Source organism: Solibacillus sp. FSL K6-4121 (assembly GCF_038002585.1).
Lineage (GTDB): Bacteria > Bacillota > Bacilli > Bacillales_A > Planococcaceae > Solibacillus > Solibacillus faecavium.
The window spans coordinates 469,088-485,287 of sequence record NZ_JBBOCS010000001.1 but is presented as its reverse complement, the minus strand read 5'-3'; the positions used below and the strand labels follow the sequence as shown (position 1 = coordinate 485,287).

Genomic DNA, 16,200 nt, shown 5'->3' with positions numbered 1-16,200 from the left:
GGAAGCCGAAAATAGTGAAGTGATGATGGCAAAGAGGTCACACCCGTTCCCATACCGAACACGGAAGTTAAGCTCTTTAGCGCCGATGGTAGTTGGGGGCTTCCCCCTGTGAGAGTAGGACGTCGCTTCGCACAAAAAAACCACTGATTTCTCAGTGGTTTTTTTGTGCACTTATTTCGTTTAATATTTCCTCCTGTAAAGCTTTGTTAATCATGATTACGAGTGGTTAGCGTATAAAATGAGGCATTTTAATAGTTGCGCTTAAAAGGCTGCGTAGCACCGTTACAATACGGTCGCTAAGCAGCCTTTTTATGTTTGTATGCCAACAACTACACGTGCTACACCTTTATTAACCGAAATCCCCGTCCTTTCCTACCTAGCTCAAACAATTCTTTATATAAACAGCCTGCACTTTCTTTTATATAATCCTCATTTTATAAACAAAGTCCAATTTATAAGATAAAATATAAAGGATTTATAAAGTTACATAAATTCAAAAAATTACTTGTTATAGTTTATATAGGAGGCGGAAGGATTGAAACAACAAATTCTTTTAGTAGAAGACGATCGTGAAATTGCGCGCATTATTAAAGATACGTTGATAAAAGAAGATTATGGGGTTACATGGGCAACGACAGGTATTGAAGGATTAGAGGATTTTTCTGCCGGCAACTATGATTTAATCCTTGTTGATTGGATGATGCCCGAAATGGACGGTTTATCAATGATTGAACATATACGTCTAAAAAGTGATGTTCCGATAATTATGATTAGCGCAAAAAATAATGATGCTGATAAAGTTGAAGGATTACAGGGTGCAGACGATTATTTAGCGAAGCCGTTTTCTTTAGAAGAATTGAAAGCTCGAGTTCGGTCTCAATTACGACGATGGCAGCGATATAACAAAGTTCAGGCTGTCGATGAAGTAATTACCTTTATTCATGGGTTAAAAATTGATTGGCTAAAAGAACGCGTTTATTTAAAAGATCATGAAATCAACTTAACCCAAAAAGAGTTTGCTTTATTAAAAGTACTTGCCCAAAATCCATTTGAGCTGTTTACAAAGGAAGCGTTATACACCCATGTTTGGCAGCAAGTAGAGTTAGATCAGACACATACTGTAACAGTCCACATAAAAGCATTGCGTGAAAAATTAAAGGATCCTGTGAAGTCTCCTTACTTTATACAAACTGTTTGGGGGAAGGGCTATCGTTTTATTGGTGAACAAGTATGAAGATTAAGTCATGGTTACTAATAACCTATTTGCTTATTATGATTATTCCACTTATTGCGGTATACGGATTATATGTATCAATTAATGCATATTACCAAGATAAAAATGTAGAAGAGTACTTTGAAAAATGGAACACGGTTACGGATTTAAAGGAGATTTTAAATGATACATCGTTATACAACAGGACAAATACTTTTGAAGAGATTGAAAAGTTAACATCCGATCAATTAATGATTACGCTCTACAGTGCAAACGGAGCTACACTTTATAGTTCCAATCCATTTACAAATTCTACGGGCTTTGAAATGAGAGATAGATTATATAAAAATCTATATGAGTTTCAGCAAAATTATGAAACGTTTGTTTATAAAGAGCCTGTCTATGAAGGTGGGGGAATAAAGGGTGTTTATAAAATAACACTTACTCGCACTGAGTGGGTGGAGCAAGTAAATCAAAAAGCAATCATTGTTGGAGCTGGCTTAGGGGTAGTACTCATTGTCTTGTATAGTGCCGTTATATATTTTTTGAATATCCGATTGAATCGACCAGTGAAGCAATTAATTGAAAAGATGAGAGCGTATGCGAAAGGTGAAAAAACGGAACAGTTGCCAATCGGAAAAGACGAACTTGGCGAACTGACAGCAAACTTTCAGGCAATGCAGCAAGAAATCGAAGCAGCTCGTAAACATCTTGAGGAAGAACAACGTCAAAAAGGTTTTATGATTGCTAGTCTTTCTCATGATTTAAAAACACCGTTAACGTCCATTCAAGCTTATACAGAAAGTTTACTTGCAGGGAAACTTACGAAAGATGAGCAACAGGAATATTTACACGTTATTCATTCTAAATCGGATTATATGAAACAGTTGCTTGATGATTTAATGATGTTTACTTTACTACAATCCCCTACGTATGAACTTGAACTCGTATCAGTGGACGGTAATGAATTTTTTGAAATGCTCTTAGGGGACTATGAGCACATTAGTAAGGAAAAAGGTTTCCATTCTACAACGACGATTCAAGTTCAAGATAATTATCTTGTTCATCCAAAACAATTTATGCGTGTAATGGATAATATTCTATCGAATGCCTGGGTGTATACAAATAGTGGGGGATCCATTCATATCGCAGCTTTTGAAGCATCGAACATACCTGAATGGTGCAATGAAAAATTGGCTGAAACATGCATCAATGAAGGTGTATACGTCGTTATTGAAAATAGCGGGGCAACGATTTCAAAACAGCAATGCGAAAAAATGTTTGAGCCGTTATATCAGGTAGATGAAGCACGCAGTAGTTTAGGTCAGCGAGGGGCAGGTCTTGGTTTAAGTATTGCTAAGCAAATAATTGAAAAGCATCACGGCACGATTCAAGCAATTTCAGATCAAAATAAAACAGCTATTGTTATATGGCTACCTAAGGAGAGGTCAAATTGAAAAGAATAATACTTTCAAGTGCACTTATTTTATCGCTATCATTAGCGGCTTGTAATGATCAAGTTAGCTATTCACCACAGGAAATTTTAGAGACGGCAATGCAAGAGACATCTGAACTGTCTTCATATTATGCAGAGTATACAGTGGATATGGGAGATGAGGGAACGGGTGAAACGAAGCATTGGGAAAAGAACGGGAAAATACGTGTAGAAACTACTGATACAAATGGTGAGGAAAACTTTTCAATTAATGATGGAACGTCATTTATTTCTTATACAAAATCTAATAATACAGCAATTGTCTTCGAATTAGGTGATCTCGGGGAAGGCTTCGAAAAAATTTCAGTAAAAGAGCAGGCACTTCGTATATTAGAAATAATTAAAAATTCCCATGATATTACAGTAGGTCAGGATGAGAAGATTGCAGGTCATGATACTTACCATTTAATTGCAAAAGCGAAAAAGCCAAATACATTAATTGGCGACATGGAAATATGGGTGGATAAGAAAACATGGATGACATTGAAATCTGTTTCAAAAAGTGGCGGCTTAGAAACAACGATTGAATTCCAAAAGTTCGAGCCGAATGCTAAAATTGATGACGCATTATTTGTAGCAGATTTACCGGAAGATGTCATTATTCAAGAAGAAAAAGTTGAACTACCAAAACAGCTAACATTAGAAGAAGCAACAGAAAAGTTAGGTTCGTTTTTAATTGCGCCGAAATCAACAGGCTATACGTTAGAATCAATTGAAGATCTGAATGTACCACAAACTAATGAAATTGCGCTGCGCTATTTTAAAAATGAAGAGCCACAATTCACGCTTTCCGTGTTCAAGCCACAAGCTTCATTCGGTGAAGAGGAAGAGCGTATCGAAGTTCGCGGGCAAGAAGGAACGAAAATGGATATGGAAGTTTTCCGTCTTTTACAATGGGATGAAAATGGTTTACGCTACAACATCATTTTTGAAAATCCAGCGTTAACATTTGAGGAAGTATTGGAACTAACAGAGCAAATGGAGCTAACAGAATAATAATTAGTAAAGGCTGTGTGAAAAGTCAAATGGACTTGTAACATAGCCTTTTACTTTCACTTGTCGTATGAGTGCTTTACAATGAATTTAATTGTGCCCATCTTCGTTTTATGGGTGTGCCCTAAAATTACTTTTATTTTTAAATTATTTTTTAATTGTGACAAATCGTTCACAAATGCAATTTTTTCCATTAGGAAGGTTCGAAACTTACATGGTATAGTTAGAGCGATATTTAAGATGTGGAAGGTGACCAGGTTGACTAAAAAGCAAGTTTGGTATGAAGTAGAAGAAAATGAAACAATCGAGCAATGTCTAGAAAGAATGAAGAAAGATGGTTATATGGCGTTTGGGCGGAAAGAAGAGCCAGTATTTGAAGAAGTAAATGGAGAACCAGTTTACTTACGTCAAAAAATACGATTTAAAGGTATATTAATGGAAGATTGACAATGATTTAGTTAAAAACACGAACAATTAGTTTTACTCAAAAAATATTGTTCGCATTTTGGCGTTGATTTTATAACCAACCCTTGTTAAAATGTGAAAAGGAAAAACATTTAATCCCTCATATATGCTAGAGAATATGGCTCTAGTGTCTCTACCCGGCACCGTAAATACCGGACTATGTGGGAAAGCAACTTTTGGTATGATTATAAAAAGGGTGTGGATTGCAAATGCATATATCTACATATTTTATTAACAGTCCTCAAGTAAACTGCTTTCTCATGCGCAGAGAGTAGTTTATTTGAGGATTTTTTTCGTTAATAATTACGCAAGTGGAGAAGATGTTTAAAGGAGCGAAACTCATGGAACCAAAAGTTGGCGTTATAATGGGAAGTTCAAGTGACTGGGAAACGATGAAGCATGCTTGTGACGTTTTGGAAGAACTGCAAGTACCTTATGAAAAACAAGTGGTATCTGCTCATCGTACACCGGATCTAATGTTTGAATATGCAGAAGGTGCCCGTAATAGAGGTATTCAAGTAATTATTGCTGGGGCAGGTGGTGCAGCACATTTACCTGGCATGGTAGCTGCGAAAACGACATTACCTGTAATTGGTGTGCCTGTACAATCCCGTGCATTAAATGGTCTTGATTCATTATTATCTATCGTGCAAATGCCAGGTGGTGTACCAGTAGCAACGGTTGCAATTGGTAAAGCAGGTGCAACAAATGCAGGATTGCTTGCAGCACAAATATTAGGTGCCTTTGATCACGACCTTGCTACAAAGCTTGAAGCGCGACGTGAAGCGACAAAAGCGCAGGTTTTAGAAAGCACAGGTGACTTGACGTGACAAAAATGATTTACCCTGGACAAACAATTGGTATTATCGGCGGTGGCCAACTTGGTCGCATGATGGCAGTAGCGGCGAAAGAAGCCGGCTATAAAATCGCGGTACTTGAACCTACGATGGATTCACCTTGTGGACAAGTGGCAGATATTCGCATTGTAGCCGCCTATGATGATGAGGGAGCACTGGAAGAACTAGCAGAAGTAAGTGATGTAATTACTTATGAATTTGAAAATATAGATTACGATGGTTTAAAGCGTCTTACACAGATTGCTTACGTTCCACAAGGCGCGGAACTTGTACGTATTACACAAAACCGTATTACAGAAAAACAAATGATTGTTGATGCGGGTTGTCCGGTAGCACCGTATATTGTCGCTACTACATATGAACAACTTCAAGAAAGCATTGGAGAAATTGGCTTCCCATGTATCGTGAAAACAGCAAGAGGCGGTTATGATGGAAAAGGTCAGCAGTTGTTGAAGTCTGCGGATGATTTACTGCTAGCAAAAGATTTATTTGTACATTCACAATGTATTGCAGAAGGCTTTGTTCCATTTACAAAAGAAATTTCCGTTATTGTTCAGCGCAATGGATATGGTGAAACATACTGCCTGCCAGTAGGGGAAAACGTACATGTGAACCACATTTTACATGAGACAATTGTGCCTGCAAGGATTGATACTAAAACGGCTGAATTAGCAGAAAAGGCAGCAATGAATATTGCGGACCATTTACAATTAGTTGGTACATTGGCAGTAGAAATGTTTGTGCTTGAAGATGGCAGTATTGTTATTAACGAATGTGCACCGCGCCCTCATAATTCAGGTCATTACTCAATAGAGGCGTGCAATATATCCCAATTTACACAGCATATCCGTGCTGTATGTGGCTGGCCTTTACGGAAGCCAAAATTATGGGGACCATCGATTATGGTCAATGTGCTCGGTCAGCATGTCGTTTCATTAACAAATTCTATTTCGAAATATCCTGATTGGTCTATACACCTTTATGGAAAATCAGAAGCAAAAGTAAACCGCAAAATGGGTCACGTAACAATTATGACAGATGATATCAATACAACAATAAAACAAATTAAGGATTCCGGTATTTGGCCGGAATAGAAGGAGAAAATTTATGATAGAACGCTATACACGTCCCGAAATGGGTGCCATTTGGACTGAAGAGAACAAATTTAAGGCATGGTTGGAAGTAGAAATTTTAGCTTGTGAAGCATGGGCTGAAATCGGTGTAATTCCAAAAGAAGATGTTGTGAAACTACGTGAAAATGCATCATTTAATATGGATCGAATTTATGAAATTGAGCAGGAGACACGTCATGATGTTGTGGCGTTTACACGTGCAGTTTCAGAAACGCCAGCACTTGGTGATGAGAAGAAATGGGTTCACTACGGATTAACTTCTACGGACGTTGTAGATACAGCATTATCATATTTAATCAAACAGGCAAATGAAATTTTACGGAAAGATTTACATAATTTCATTGCCATCCTTACTGAAAAAGCAAAAGAGCACAAAAATACAGTTATGATGGGTCGTACACACGGGGTGCATGCAGAACCAACAACATTTGGTTTAAAGCTTGCATTGTGGCTAGAAGAAATGCGCCGTAATTTAGTGCGTTTTGAAGAAGCGGCAAACGTAATTGAAACAGGTAAAATGAGCGGGGCGGTAGGAACATATGCCAATATTGATCCGCGTGTTGAAGCTTATGTATGTAAGCATCTAGGTTTAGCTGCTGCACCAATATCTACACAAACATTGCAGCGTGACCGTCATGCACAATATTTTTCTACTTTAGCACTGATTGCAACATCAATTGAAAAATTTGCAACAGAAATTCGAGGCTTACAAAAATCGGAGACTCGTGAAGTTGAAGAAGGCTTTGCAAAAGGACAAAAAGGTTCTTCAGCAATGCCGCATAAACGTAATCCTATTGGTTCTGAAAATATGACAGGTATGGCACGTCTAATGCGCGGCTATATGTTAACAGCTTTTGAAAACGTGTCATTATGGCATGAACGTGATATTTCGCACTCATCGGCGGAGCGTGTCATTATTCCTGATGCAACAATCACATTGAATTATATGTTAAATCGTTTCGGTAACATTCTTAAAAACTTAACAGTATTCCCTGAAAACATGAAACGCAATATGGAACGCACATTTGGTCTAATTTACTCACAACGTATTTTACTAGCTTTAATTGACAAAGGCTTATCGCGTGAGGATGCGTACGATACGGTACAACCATTAACGGCACGTGCTTGGGATGAGCAAATTCAATTCCGTCCGCTTGTAGAAGCAAGTGAAAAAATCACTTCTTATCTATCAGCATCTGAAATTGAAGATTGCTTTGACTACAACTACCATATTCAAAATGTTGATATGATTTTCGAACGTTTAGGTCTTAACTAACTAATCCATTAATCAGGGGGAAATACGTCATGAACAAAGGTCAACTTTTGTACGAAGGTAAAGCAAAACGATTATATGAAACAGAAAACCCGGAAGTTCTTTTCGTTGAATATAAAGATAGTGCTACAGCATTTAATGGCGAGAAAAAAGCTGATATTGCTGGTAAGGGAAATTTAAATAACCAAATTACGACGCTAATTTTCGAGAAATTACAAGCTAACGGCATTGAGTCACACTTCGTTAAACGTCTTTCAGATAACGAGCAGCTTGTACGTAAAGTAGAAATTATTCCAATTGAAGTTGTGACACGAAATATCGCTGCAGGAAGCCTGGCGAAACGCCTGGGGTTTGAAGAAGGTACGGCGCTTAAACGTCCTATCGTTGAATTCTATTATAAAGACGATACATTAGGCGACCCCCTTATTACGACGGAGCATATCGATGTGTTAGGCATTGCAACACTGGCGGAAGTGGAAGAATTATATAACGCAGCTCTGCATGTCAATGAAGTGCTGAGTCCAATCTTCGCTGCAGTTGGTGTAACATTAGTCGATTTCAAATTAGAATTCGGTCGTGATAACCACGGCAATGTATTATTAGCCGATGAAATTTCACCAGACACTTGTCGTTTATGGGACACTAAGACCAATCAAAAGCTTGATAAAGACGTATTCCGCCGTGATTTAGGGAGTATTACTGAAGTATATGAAATTATTTTACAAAAACTTGGAGGCAATTAACTCATGAAGAAAGTCAAAATATATGTAACATTAAAAGAAAGTATTCTAGACCCACAAGGTTCTGCGGTTCAAGGCTCCTTACAAAAAATCGGTTACAACGAAGTATCAGACGTACGTATCGGTAAATATTTGGAAGTTACAATCAGCGATACTGACCGTGACGTTGACACAATCGTAAAAGAAATGTGTGAAAAAGTATTAACAAATACGGTTATCGAGAAGTACCGTTACGAAATCGAGGAGGCATAATACTATGAAATTTGCAGTACTCGTTTTCCCGGGGTCTAACTGTGATATCGACATGTATCATGCGATCAAGGACGAATTAGGTGAAGAAGTAGAATATGTGTGGCATACAGCAACAAGTTTAGACGGTTTTGATGGGGTACTCGTTCCAGGTGGCTTCTCATACGGAGACTATTTACGTTGTGGTGCAATGGCAAACCAATCAAACATTATGACAGCTTTAAAGGAATTTGCAGGACAAGGCAAACCTGTGTTAGGTGTTTGTAACGGATTTCAGATTTTAACGGAGGCGGGTCTTTTACCAGGGGCATTAATCCGAAACAAGAACCTGAAGTTCATGTGCCGTACCGTACAATTAAAAGTTGAAAATAACAACTCATTATTTACGAACCAGTATGAAGCTGGCGAAGTAATTAATATTCCAATCGCACATGGTGAAGGAAACTATTATTGTGACGAGGAAACTTTGGCAGAACTTAAAGCGAATAACCAAATCGCATTCACATACGAAGGTGAAAATCCAAACGGTTCTTTAGCGGATATCGGAGGAATCATTAACAAAGAAGGCAACGTATTAGGGATGATGCCGCATCCAGAGCGTGCAGCAAACGAAATCGTTGGTGGCGCAGACGGTCTGAAATTATTTAAATCAATTGTGAAGCAGTGGAGGGAACAACATGTCAACAACTAAATTTGAGCCATCACCAGAGCAGATTAAAGAACAACGTCTATATGCGGACATGGGTATGACAGATGCAGAATTTGACTTAGCGATCGAAAAATTAGGACGCATTCCAAACTGGACAGAGACAGGTCTTTTCTCAGTTATGTGGTCTGAACATTGCTCTTATAAAAAATCAAAGCCTGTATTGCGTAAATTCCCTACAAAAGGTCCTCAAGTTTTACAAGGTCCTGGTGAAGGTGCAGGAATAGTTGATATCGGTGATGAACAAGCGGTTGTATTCAAAATGGAATCACATAACCATCCATCTGCAATTGAACCATACCAAGGCGCAGCAACTGGTGTAGGCGGAATTATCCGTGACGTTTTCTCAATGGGTGCACGTCCGATTGCGATGCTGAACTCTTTACGTTTTGGTGAATTAAAGTCAGCGCGCGGTAAATATTTATTTGAAGAAGTTGTTGCTGGTATCGCGGGTTATGGTAACTGTATCGGTATCCCGACTGTAGGCGGCGAAATTGGTTTTGATCCTTGTTATGAAGGAAATCCGCTAGTAAACGCAATGTGTGTAGGGTTAATTGACCATAAGGATATCCAAAAAGGCGTTGCTGCAGGTGTAGGAAATACTGTAATGTACGTTGGTGCGAAAACTGGTCGTGACGGTATTCACGGTGCAACATTCTCTTCTGAAGAATTGACAGAAGATACTGAAGAAAGTCGTTCAGCAGTACAAGTTGGGGACCCATTCATGGAAAAATTACTTCTTGAAGCTTGTTTGGAAGTTGTTAAATCCGATGCATTAGTAGGTATTCAGGATATGGGTGCAGCCGGTCTTACTTCATCCTCAGCAGAGATGGCTTCTAAAGCTGGTACTGGTGTAGAGATGAACCTGGACTTAGTTCCTCAACGCGAAACAAACATGACGGCTTACGAAATGATGTTATCTGAATCTCAAGAGCGTATGTTAATCGTTGTAAAGGCAGGTCGTGAAGAAGAAATTAAAGCAATCTTTGATAAATATGATTTAGATGCAGTAGCGGTAGGTCGTGTAACAGACGATAAAATGCTGCGCCTTATCCACAACGGTGAAGTAGTAGCAGAAGTACTTGCTGATGCACTTGCTGAAGATGCACCAGTGTACAATATGCCAGATGCTGAACCAGCTTACTTTGCTGAGTATCAAGCAATGGAAAATGCAGAACCTAAAGTAGTAGATTACAAGGAAACATTAACTGCTTTATTAAAAGCACCAACAATCGCTTCTAAAGAGTGGGTATATGATCAATATGACTATCAAGTTCGTACAAATACAGTAGTAGCACCTGGATCGGATGCAGCAGTATTACGTGTACGTGGTACAAACAAAGGATTAGCGATGACAACTGACTGTAACTCTCGCTACATTTATTTAGATCCAACAACGGGCGGTAAAATCGCAGTTGCTGAAGCAGCACGTAATATCGTATGTTCTGGTGGACAACCACTTGCAATTACTGACTGCCTGAACTTTGGTAACCCGGAGAGACCGGAAATTTTCTGGCAAATTCAAAAATCAGCAGATGGAATCGCAGAAGCTTGTTTAGCACTTGATGCACCGGTTATCGGCGGTAATGTATCGATGTATAACGAACGTTCAGGTGAAGCGGTTTATCCAACACCGACAATCGGTATGGTCGGATTAGTAAAGGATTTAGCACATGTAACGACACAGGAAGTGAAAGCTGCCGGTGATATTGTGTACTTAATTGGTGAAACGAAAACTGAGTTCGGTGGGTCGGAACTACAAAAGTTAGTTGAAGGTGGTATTTCAGGTAAAGCACCATCAATTGATTTAACTGTAGAAGCAGCTCGTCAAAAAGCAATTTTAGAGGCAATTCAAGCAGGACTTGTACAATCTGCACATGACGTTTCTGAAGGTGGCGTTGCCGTTGCCTTAGCTGAAAAAACGTTTGCTGCTAATGGTCTAGGTTTGGATGTTGCTTTGACTGGTTCTGCAACGACAGCTCTATTTGCAGAGTCACAATCTCGCTTTGTTTTAACGGTAAAAGAGGAAAATACAGCTGCATTTGAAGCATTTGTAAAAGATGCAACAAAAATTGGGTCGGTAACAGCTGACGCAACGATTAAAATTAACGGTGAAACTGGCTTACTTGTTGAAGGTACTGTGGAGGAATTCCGTTCTGCTTGGAAAGGAGCAATCCCATGCTTGCTGAAATCAGAGGCTTAAACGAAGAATGTGGCGTATTTGGCATTTGGGGCAACCAAGATGCAGCCCACTTAAGTTATTACGGTTTACACGCATTGCAACATCGTGGTCAGGAGGGAGCTGGTATCGTCACAACAGACGGTAATCAGCTTCAGGCTGTACGTGGTGAAGGTCTTGTAAATGACGTATTCAATGAAGATAAGTTACGTAAAGTTGTAGGGCATGCAGCAATTGCGCATGTACGTTACGCAACTGCAGGCGGGAAAGGGCTGGAAAATGTTCAGCCATTATTGTTCCGGTCTTCAACAGGCTCACTAGCGATTGCACATAATGGTAACTTGGTGAATGCCACACATTTAAAGCAGTTTTTAGAGCGCTCTGGTAGTATTTTCAATTCTACATCTGATACAGAAGTAGTTGTACATTTAATAAAAAAATCAAAGCATTCACCTTTCCGAGCGAAAGTAAAAGAAGCTTTGTCTTTATTAAAAGGAGCATTTTCAATAATTTTGCTGACAAATGATCAGATGATTGTGGCAAGAGACCGTAATGGGTTACGTCCGCTTTCATTAGGTAAGCTGGGCGATGCATACGTTGTTGCTTCTGAAACTTGCGCATTTGACTTAATTGGTGCGGAATTCATTCGTGAAGTAGAGCCGGGAGAATTGCTCATTATTTCAAATAATGGTCTTGAAGTAGATAGCTATGTTGAAAAAGATAAGCGAACTATGTGTGCAATGGAATATGTGTATCTTGCACGTCCTGATTCTAATATTGATGAGGTTAATGTTCATATGGCACGTAAACGTATGGGGAAAGAGCTTGCAAAAGAATGTGCCCATATTGAAGCGGATGTTATTACAGGGGTACCTGATTCATCCATTTCAGCGGCAATTGGCTTTTCTGAAGAAAGCGGAATTCCATATGAGCTTGGATTGATTAAGAACAGATATGTTGGACGTACATTTATCCAGCCTACTCAAGAGTTACGTGAGCGCGGTGTAAAGATGAAACTTTCACCTGTCGTACAAGTTGTTAAAGGAAAACGTGTCATAATGGTTGACGATTCTATCGTACGCGGTACAACGTCTAAACGTATTGTTCGCATGTTAAAAGAAGCGGGCGCAGCTGAGGTACATGTCGTAATCTCTTCACCGCCGATGACAGATCCATGCTATTACGGTATTGATACATCGACTCATGAGGAGCTCATTGCATCGAACCATAGTGTCGAGGAAATTCGTGAAGCAATTGAGGCGGATTCACTCACGTTTTTATCTTTAGAAGGAATGGTACGTGCAACAAATCGTCCGTTTGAAGATGAAAATGGGGGTCTTTGCTTAGCATGCTTTACAGGGAAATATCCGACAGAAATTTTCCCTGATACAGTATTGCCACATGAAAAAGACTGTTAGAAATCAAGGAGGAACATGGCATTATGTCAAAAGCATATGAGCAAGCAGGCGTTAATATAGAAGCAGGATATGAAGCAGTTAAGCGTATGAAGTCACATGTTGAGCGTACGAATCGTCTAGGTGTGATGGGGACATTCGGTGGTTTTGGCGGTATGTTTGATTTATCTGCACTGAACTTAAAAGAACCAGTTCTTATTTCAGGGACAGACGGGGTTGGGACAAAGCTAAAGCTGGCATTTATGGTTGATAAGCACGATACAATCGGTGTTGACTGTGTAGCAATGTGTGTAAATGATATTGTAGCTCAAGGTGCAGAGCCACTTTATTTCCTCGACTATGTCGCTGTAGGAAAAGCAGTACCAGAAAAAATTGAGCAAATTGTTAAAGGGGTAGCAGACGGTTGTGTTCAGTCTGGTGCAGCTTTAATCGGTGGAGAGACTGCTGAAATGCCAGGTCTATATGAAGAGGACGAGTATGACTTGGCAGGGTTTGCTGTAGGTGCCTGTGAGAAAGCAGATATCATTACAGGCGAGAAAATTACTGAAGGTGACGTATTAATTGGTCTAGCTTCTAGTGGTGTACATTCAAATGGTTATTCATTAGTACGCAAAATTGTATTTGCAGATAATAATTTTGCAGTAGACGCTGTTGTTGAAGGCTATGAAGATCTTGGTCCAATCGGAGAAGCGCTTTTAGTTCCGACAAAGCTATATGCAAAGCCTGTATTAGCGGCACTTAAATCTGCAGGTGTACATGGCTGTGCACATGTAACAGGTGGAGGCTTCTATGAAAACCTACCTCGTATGATGCCTGCTGGTTTAGCAACGCAAATTGACTTAGGTAGTTGGCCGGCATTACGTATCTTTGATTTCTTGAAAGAAAAAGGTGCATTAGCGGACAAAGATTTATATAACGTGTTTAATATGGGGATTGGTTTTGTCATTGCCGTACCAGCAAGTGAAGCAGAAAAAGTAATCGCTGCAGTAGAGGCAGAAGGTGAAAAAGCTTACAAAATCGGTCGTGTTGTAAAAGGGGAAGGCGTTATTTTCAACGGTGAGCATGACGGGAGTTTAGTGTAATGACAACGAAAATTGCCGTTTTTGCATCAGGAAGTGGCAGTAATTTTCAAGCACTTGCTGAAAGTATTGCTAACGGAAAACTTAAGGCCGAAATTGGGCTTGTTGTAACAGACAAGCCTGGTGCCTACGTTGTCAAACGTGCACAAAGTTTAAATATTCCAGTAGCAGAGTTAGCACCAAAAAGCTTTGAAGATAAAGCTGCCTATGAAGCAAAAATTGTAGAATTACTAAAAGAAAAAGAGATTGAATGGATCATTTTAGCGGGGTATATGCGCCTGATAGGTGAAACGCTTTTAACGGCTTATGAAAATCGTATTATTAATATCCATCCATCCTTACTGCCATCATTTCCAGGAAAAGATGCTATAGGTCAAGCGATGGAGCACGGTGTGAAAATTACCGGTGTTACCGTACATTACGTAGATGCGGGAATGGATACAGGTAAAATTATTGCACAGGGTGCCGTTGATGTTGTAGAGGGTGACCGAGAAGCAACAGAAAATCGTATCCATAATTTAGAACATTTACTTTATACAAAAACATTACAACGATTATTTGAATCGTAATTTCGCCTGGGCCGCTCCTGTGAGGGCACTGCTCACCGAAAAAAATGAAAAATTGGAGGACCTAATCGTGACGAAACGTGCACTTATTAGTGTTTCAGATAAAAATGGTATTTTAGAATTTGCAAAAGAATTAGTAGCACTTGGCTATGAAGTACTTTCAACTGGAGGTACAAAAAAATTACTACAAGAAAACAATGTACCAGTTACAGCAGTTGATGAAGTAACAAAGTTTCCAGAGATTTTGGATGGGCGTGTAAAAACGTTAAACCCTATGATTCACGGCGGTCTTCTTGGTAAATTTGATGAGCCAAGTCATGTTGCACAAATGGAAGAACACGGCATTGAGCCAATCGAAATTGTTTGTGTAAACCTTTATCCATTCGTAGAAACGATTTCAAAGCCGAATGTTACTTGGGATGATGCGATAGAAAATATCGATATCGGAGGTCCAACAATGCTGCGTTCAGCAGCGAAAAATCATGATTATGTAACAGTAATCGTAGATAGCAATGACTATACTGCAGTACTTGAAGAATTAAAGGCAGATGGTAAAACAACATTAGAAACACGTCGTCGTTTAGCAGCAAAAGTTTTCCGTCATACTGCTGCATATGATTCTTATATTTCAAATCATTTAACAACAGCAATCGGGGAAGAGTTCCCTGAAAACTTAACGTTAACTTATGAACTAAAGCAAACATTACGCTATGGTGAAAACCCTCACCAAAAGGCTGCTTTCTATGCAAAACGCCTTGGTTCGGATTTCTCGATTGCCTACGCGACACAATTGCACGGAAAAGAATTGTCATACAATAATATTCAGGACGCAAATGCTGCACTTCAAATTGTAAAAGAGTTTGAGATGCCGGCTGCTGTAGCTGTGAAGCATATGAACCCATGTGGTGTTGGTACAGGTGAAACAATCGAAGAAGCATTTAATAAAGCATATGAGGCAGATTCAACTTCAATTTTCGGTGGCATTATTGCATTAAATAAAGAAGTGGACGAAGCAACTGCTGAAAAATTATCAGGTATTTTCCTAGAAATCATTATTGCACCTTCATTCTCTAAAGAAGCACTCCATATTTTAACGCAAAAGAAAAATATTCGCTTAGTAACAATTGATTTTGCACAAGAGAAGCAGGACCAATTCAATGTTGTAGCGGTTGAAGGTGGTTTACTCGTTCAGGAACCAGACCGTTTCGGCTTTGGAGAAGCAGTTATTAAAGTCGTTACAGACCGTGAACCGACAGAGGAAGAATGGGAAGCATTAAAGCTTGGATGGTCAGTAGTAAAGCATGTAAAATCCAATGCGATTGTTGTTACGGACAAGCAAATGACGTTAGGTGTAGGCGCGGGGCAAATGAACCGTGTTGGAGCAGCTAAAATTGCATTTGAACAAGCTGGTGAAAAAGCACAAGGCGCGGCATTGGCATCGGACGCATTTTTCCCAATGGGAGATACAGTAGAAGCAGCAGCAAAAGCTGGCATCAAGGCAATCATTCAACCAGGCGGCTCGATTAAAGACCAAGAATCCATCGATGCGGCAAACAAGTATGGTATCGCAATGGTATTTACAGGTGTACGTCATTTCAAACACTAATTAGTATCTTTATGTTAAAAACATTATATTCCTTTTAATTTTAGTAGAGAAAACTGCGGATTTTCGTTATAATAGAATAAAGTTTCGCTAATGTTCTGGCCGGACGTTAGCAGAAGCGTTTGCAAATGCTTTATTTATTCTTCTTTCTGGCTGGGAGAGGGATGAATAAGACGATTGAGCGATTCTTGGCCGGGTCCTCATCGTAAAATAATTTATTAATAATGCATCGAC

General features: G+C 39.4%; 15 protein-coding genes, 1 rRNA gene and 1 riboswitch. All 16 genes read left to right on the top strand.

What is annotated here, in order from left to right; translation table 11 throughout:
• Positions 1-15: 15 nt before the first annotated feature.
• Positions 16-131, top strand: a 5S ribosomal RNA gene (gene rrf, locus MHH95_RS02500).
• Between the two features lie 404 nt (positions 132-535).
• A complete protein-coding gene (locus tag MHH95_RS02495; protein WP_340726336.1) occupies positions 536-1,234 on the top strand; it encodes a response regulator transcription factor in 699 nt (232 codons plus the stop codon).
• A complete protein-coding gene (locus tag MHH95_RS02490; RefSeq protein ID WP_340726335.1) occupies positions 1,231-2,670 on the top strand; it encodes a sensor histidine kinase in 1,440 nt (479 codons plus the stop codon). The genes MHH95_RS02495 and MHH95_RS02490 overlap by 4 nt, the downstream gene beginning before the upstream one ends.
• Positions 2,667-3,704 carry a LolA family protein gene (locus MHH95_RS02485; RefSeq protein WP_340726334.1) on the top strand — a complete coding sequence of 346 codons (1,038 nt, stop codon included), beginning with the start codon at positions 2,667-2,669 and terminating at the stop codon, positions 3,702-3,704. Before MHH95_RS02490 ends, MHH95_RS02485 begins: the two co-directional genes overlap by 4 nt.
• A gap of 255 nt (positions 3,705-3,959) precedes the next feature.
• Complete coding sequence (locus tag MHH95_RS02480) at positions 3,960-4,148, top strand: NETI motif-containing protein (protein ID WP_339214309.1); 189 nt, start codon at positions 3,960-3,962, stop codon at positions 4,146-4,148.
• 98 nt (positions 4,149-4,246) lie between these two features.
• A riboswitch (purine riboswitch) is annotated at positions 4,247-4,346 on the top strand.
• 161 nt (positions 4,347-4,507) lie between these two features.
• Positions 4,508-4,996, top strand: a complete 489-nt coding sequence (purE, locus tag MHH95_RS02475) for a 5-(carboxyamino)imidazole ribonucleotide mutase (protein ID WP_339214307.1) — start codon at positions 4,508-4,510, stop codon at positions 4,994-4,996.
• A complete protein-coding gene (gene purK, locus MHH95_RS02470) occupies positions 4,993-6,117 on the top strand; it encodes a 5-(carboxyamino)imidazole ribonucleotide synthase (RefSeq protein ID WP_340726333.1) in 1,125 nt (374 codons plus the stop codon). Before purE ends, purK begins: the two co-directional genes overlap by 4 nt.
• Positions 6,118-6,130: 13 nt before the next feature.
• Entirely contained in the window at positions 6,131-7,432 is a 1,302-nt protein-coding gene (purB, locus tag MHH95_RS02465) for an adenylosuccinate lyase (RefSeq protein WP_340726332.1), read from the top strand.
• A 29-nt stretch (positions 7,433-7,461) separates the two neighbouring features.
• Complete coding sequence (purC, locus tag MHH95_RS02460; RefSeq protein WP_340726331.1) at positions 7,462-8,172, top strand: phosphoribosylaminoimidazolesuccinocarboxamide synthase; 711 nt, start codon at positions 7,462-7,464, stop codon at positions 8,170-8,172.
• 3 nt (positions 8,173-8,175) lie between these two features.
• The gene (gene purS / locus MHH95_RS02455) at positions 8,176-8,421 is read left to right on the top strand and encodes a phosphoribosylformylglycinamidine synthase subunit PurS (protein ID WP_191700875.1); all 246 of its coding nucleotides are present in this window, start codon (positions 8,176-8,178) and stop codon (positions 8,419-8,421) included.
• A 4-nt stretch (positions 8,422-8,425) separates the two neighbouring features.
• A complete protein-coding gene (gene purQ, locus MHH95_RS02450) occupies positions 8,426-9,109 on the top strand; it encodes a phosphoribosylformylglycinamidine synthase subunit PurQ (protein ID WP_340726330.1) in 684 nt (227 codons plus the stop codon).
• Complete coding sequence (gene purL / locus MHH95_RS02445; RefSeq protein ID WP_340726329.1) at positions 9,096-11,327, top strand: phosphoribosylformylglycinamidine synthase subunit PurL; 2,232 nt, start codon at positions 9,096-9,098, stop codon at positions 11,325-11,327. The genes purQ and purL overlap by 14 nt, the downstream gene beginning before the upstream one ends.
• A complete protein-coding gene (gene purF / locus MHH95_RS02440; RefSeq protein WP_191700878.1) occupies positions 11,303-12,721 on the top strand; it encodes an amidophosphoribosyltransferase in 1,419 nt (472 codons plus the stop codon). The genes purL and purF overlap by 25 nt, the downstream gene beginning before the upstream one ends.
• Before the next feature lie 23 nt (positions 12,722-12,744).
• A complete protein-coding gene (gene purM, locus MHH95_RS02435) occupies positions 12,745-13,800 on the top strand; it encodes a phosphoribosylformylglycinamidine cyclo-ligase (RefSeq protein WP_340726328.1) in 1,056 nt (351 codons plus the stop codon).
• The gene (gene purN / locus MHH95_RS02430) at positions 13,800-14,366 is read left to right on the top strand and encodes a phosphoribosylglycinamide formyltransferase (RefSeq protein WP_340726327.1); all 567 of its coding nucleotides are present in this window, start codon (positions 13,800-13,802) and stop codon (positions 14,364-14,366) included. The genes purM and purN overlap by 1 nt, the downstream gene beginning before the upstream one ends.
• Positions 14,367-14,433: 67 nt before the next feature.
• Positions 14,434-15,969, top strand: coding sequence for a bifunctional phosphoribosylaminoimidazolecarboxamide formyltransferase/IMP cyclohydrolase (purH, locus tag MHH95_RS02425; RefSeq protein ID WP_340726326.1), 1,536 nt, complete (start codon positions 14,434-14,436; stop codon positions 15,967-15,969).
• Positions 15,970-16,200 lie beyond the last annotated feature (231 nt).

Excerpts from the sequence above, each read along its gene's own strand:
- purQ (WP_340726330.1), top strand. The coding sequence starts at position 8,426 with ATGAAATTTGCAGTACTCGTTTTCCCGGGGTCTAACTGTGATATCGAC.
- purM (WP_340726328.1), top strand. The coding sequence starts at position 12,745 with ATGTCAAAAGCATATGAGCAAGCAGGCGTTAATATAGAAGCAGGATAT.
- purL (WP_340726329.1), top strand. The coding sequence starts at position 9,096 with ATGTCAACAACTAAATTTGAGCCATCACCAGAGCAGATTAAAGAACAA.
- purB (WP_340726332.1), top strand. The coding sequence starts at position 6,131 with ATGATAGAACGCTATACACGTCCCGAAATGGGTGCCATTTGGACTGAA.
- purE (WP_339214307.1), top strand. The coding sequence starts at position 4,508 with ATGGAACCAAAAGTTGGCGTTATAATGGGAAGTTCAAGTGACTGGGAA.
- purC (WP_340726331.1), top strand. The coding sequence starts at position 7,462 with ATGAACAAAGGTCAACTTTTGTACGAAGGTAAAGCAAAACGATTATAT.
- purS (WP_191700875.1), top strand. The coding sequence starts at position 8,176 with ATGAAGAAAGTCAAAATATATGTAACATTAAAAGAAAGTATTCTAGAC.
- MHH95_RS02490 (WP_340726335.1), top strand. The coding sequence starts at position 1,231 with ATGAAGATTAAGTCATGGTTACTAATAACCTATTTGCTTATTATGATT.
- purN (WP_340726327.1), top strand. The coding sequence starts at position 13,800 with ATGACAACGAAAATTGCCGTTTTTGCATCAGGAAGTGGCAGTAATTTT.
- purF (WP_191700878.1), top strand. The coding sequence starts at position 11,303 with ATGCTTGCTGAAATCAGAGGCTTAAACGAAGAATGTGGCGTATTTGGC.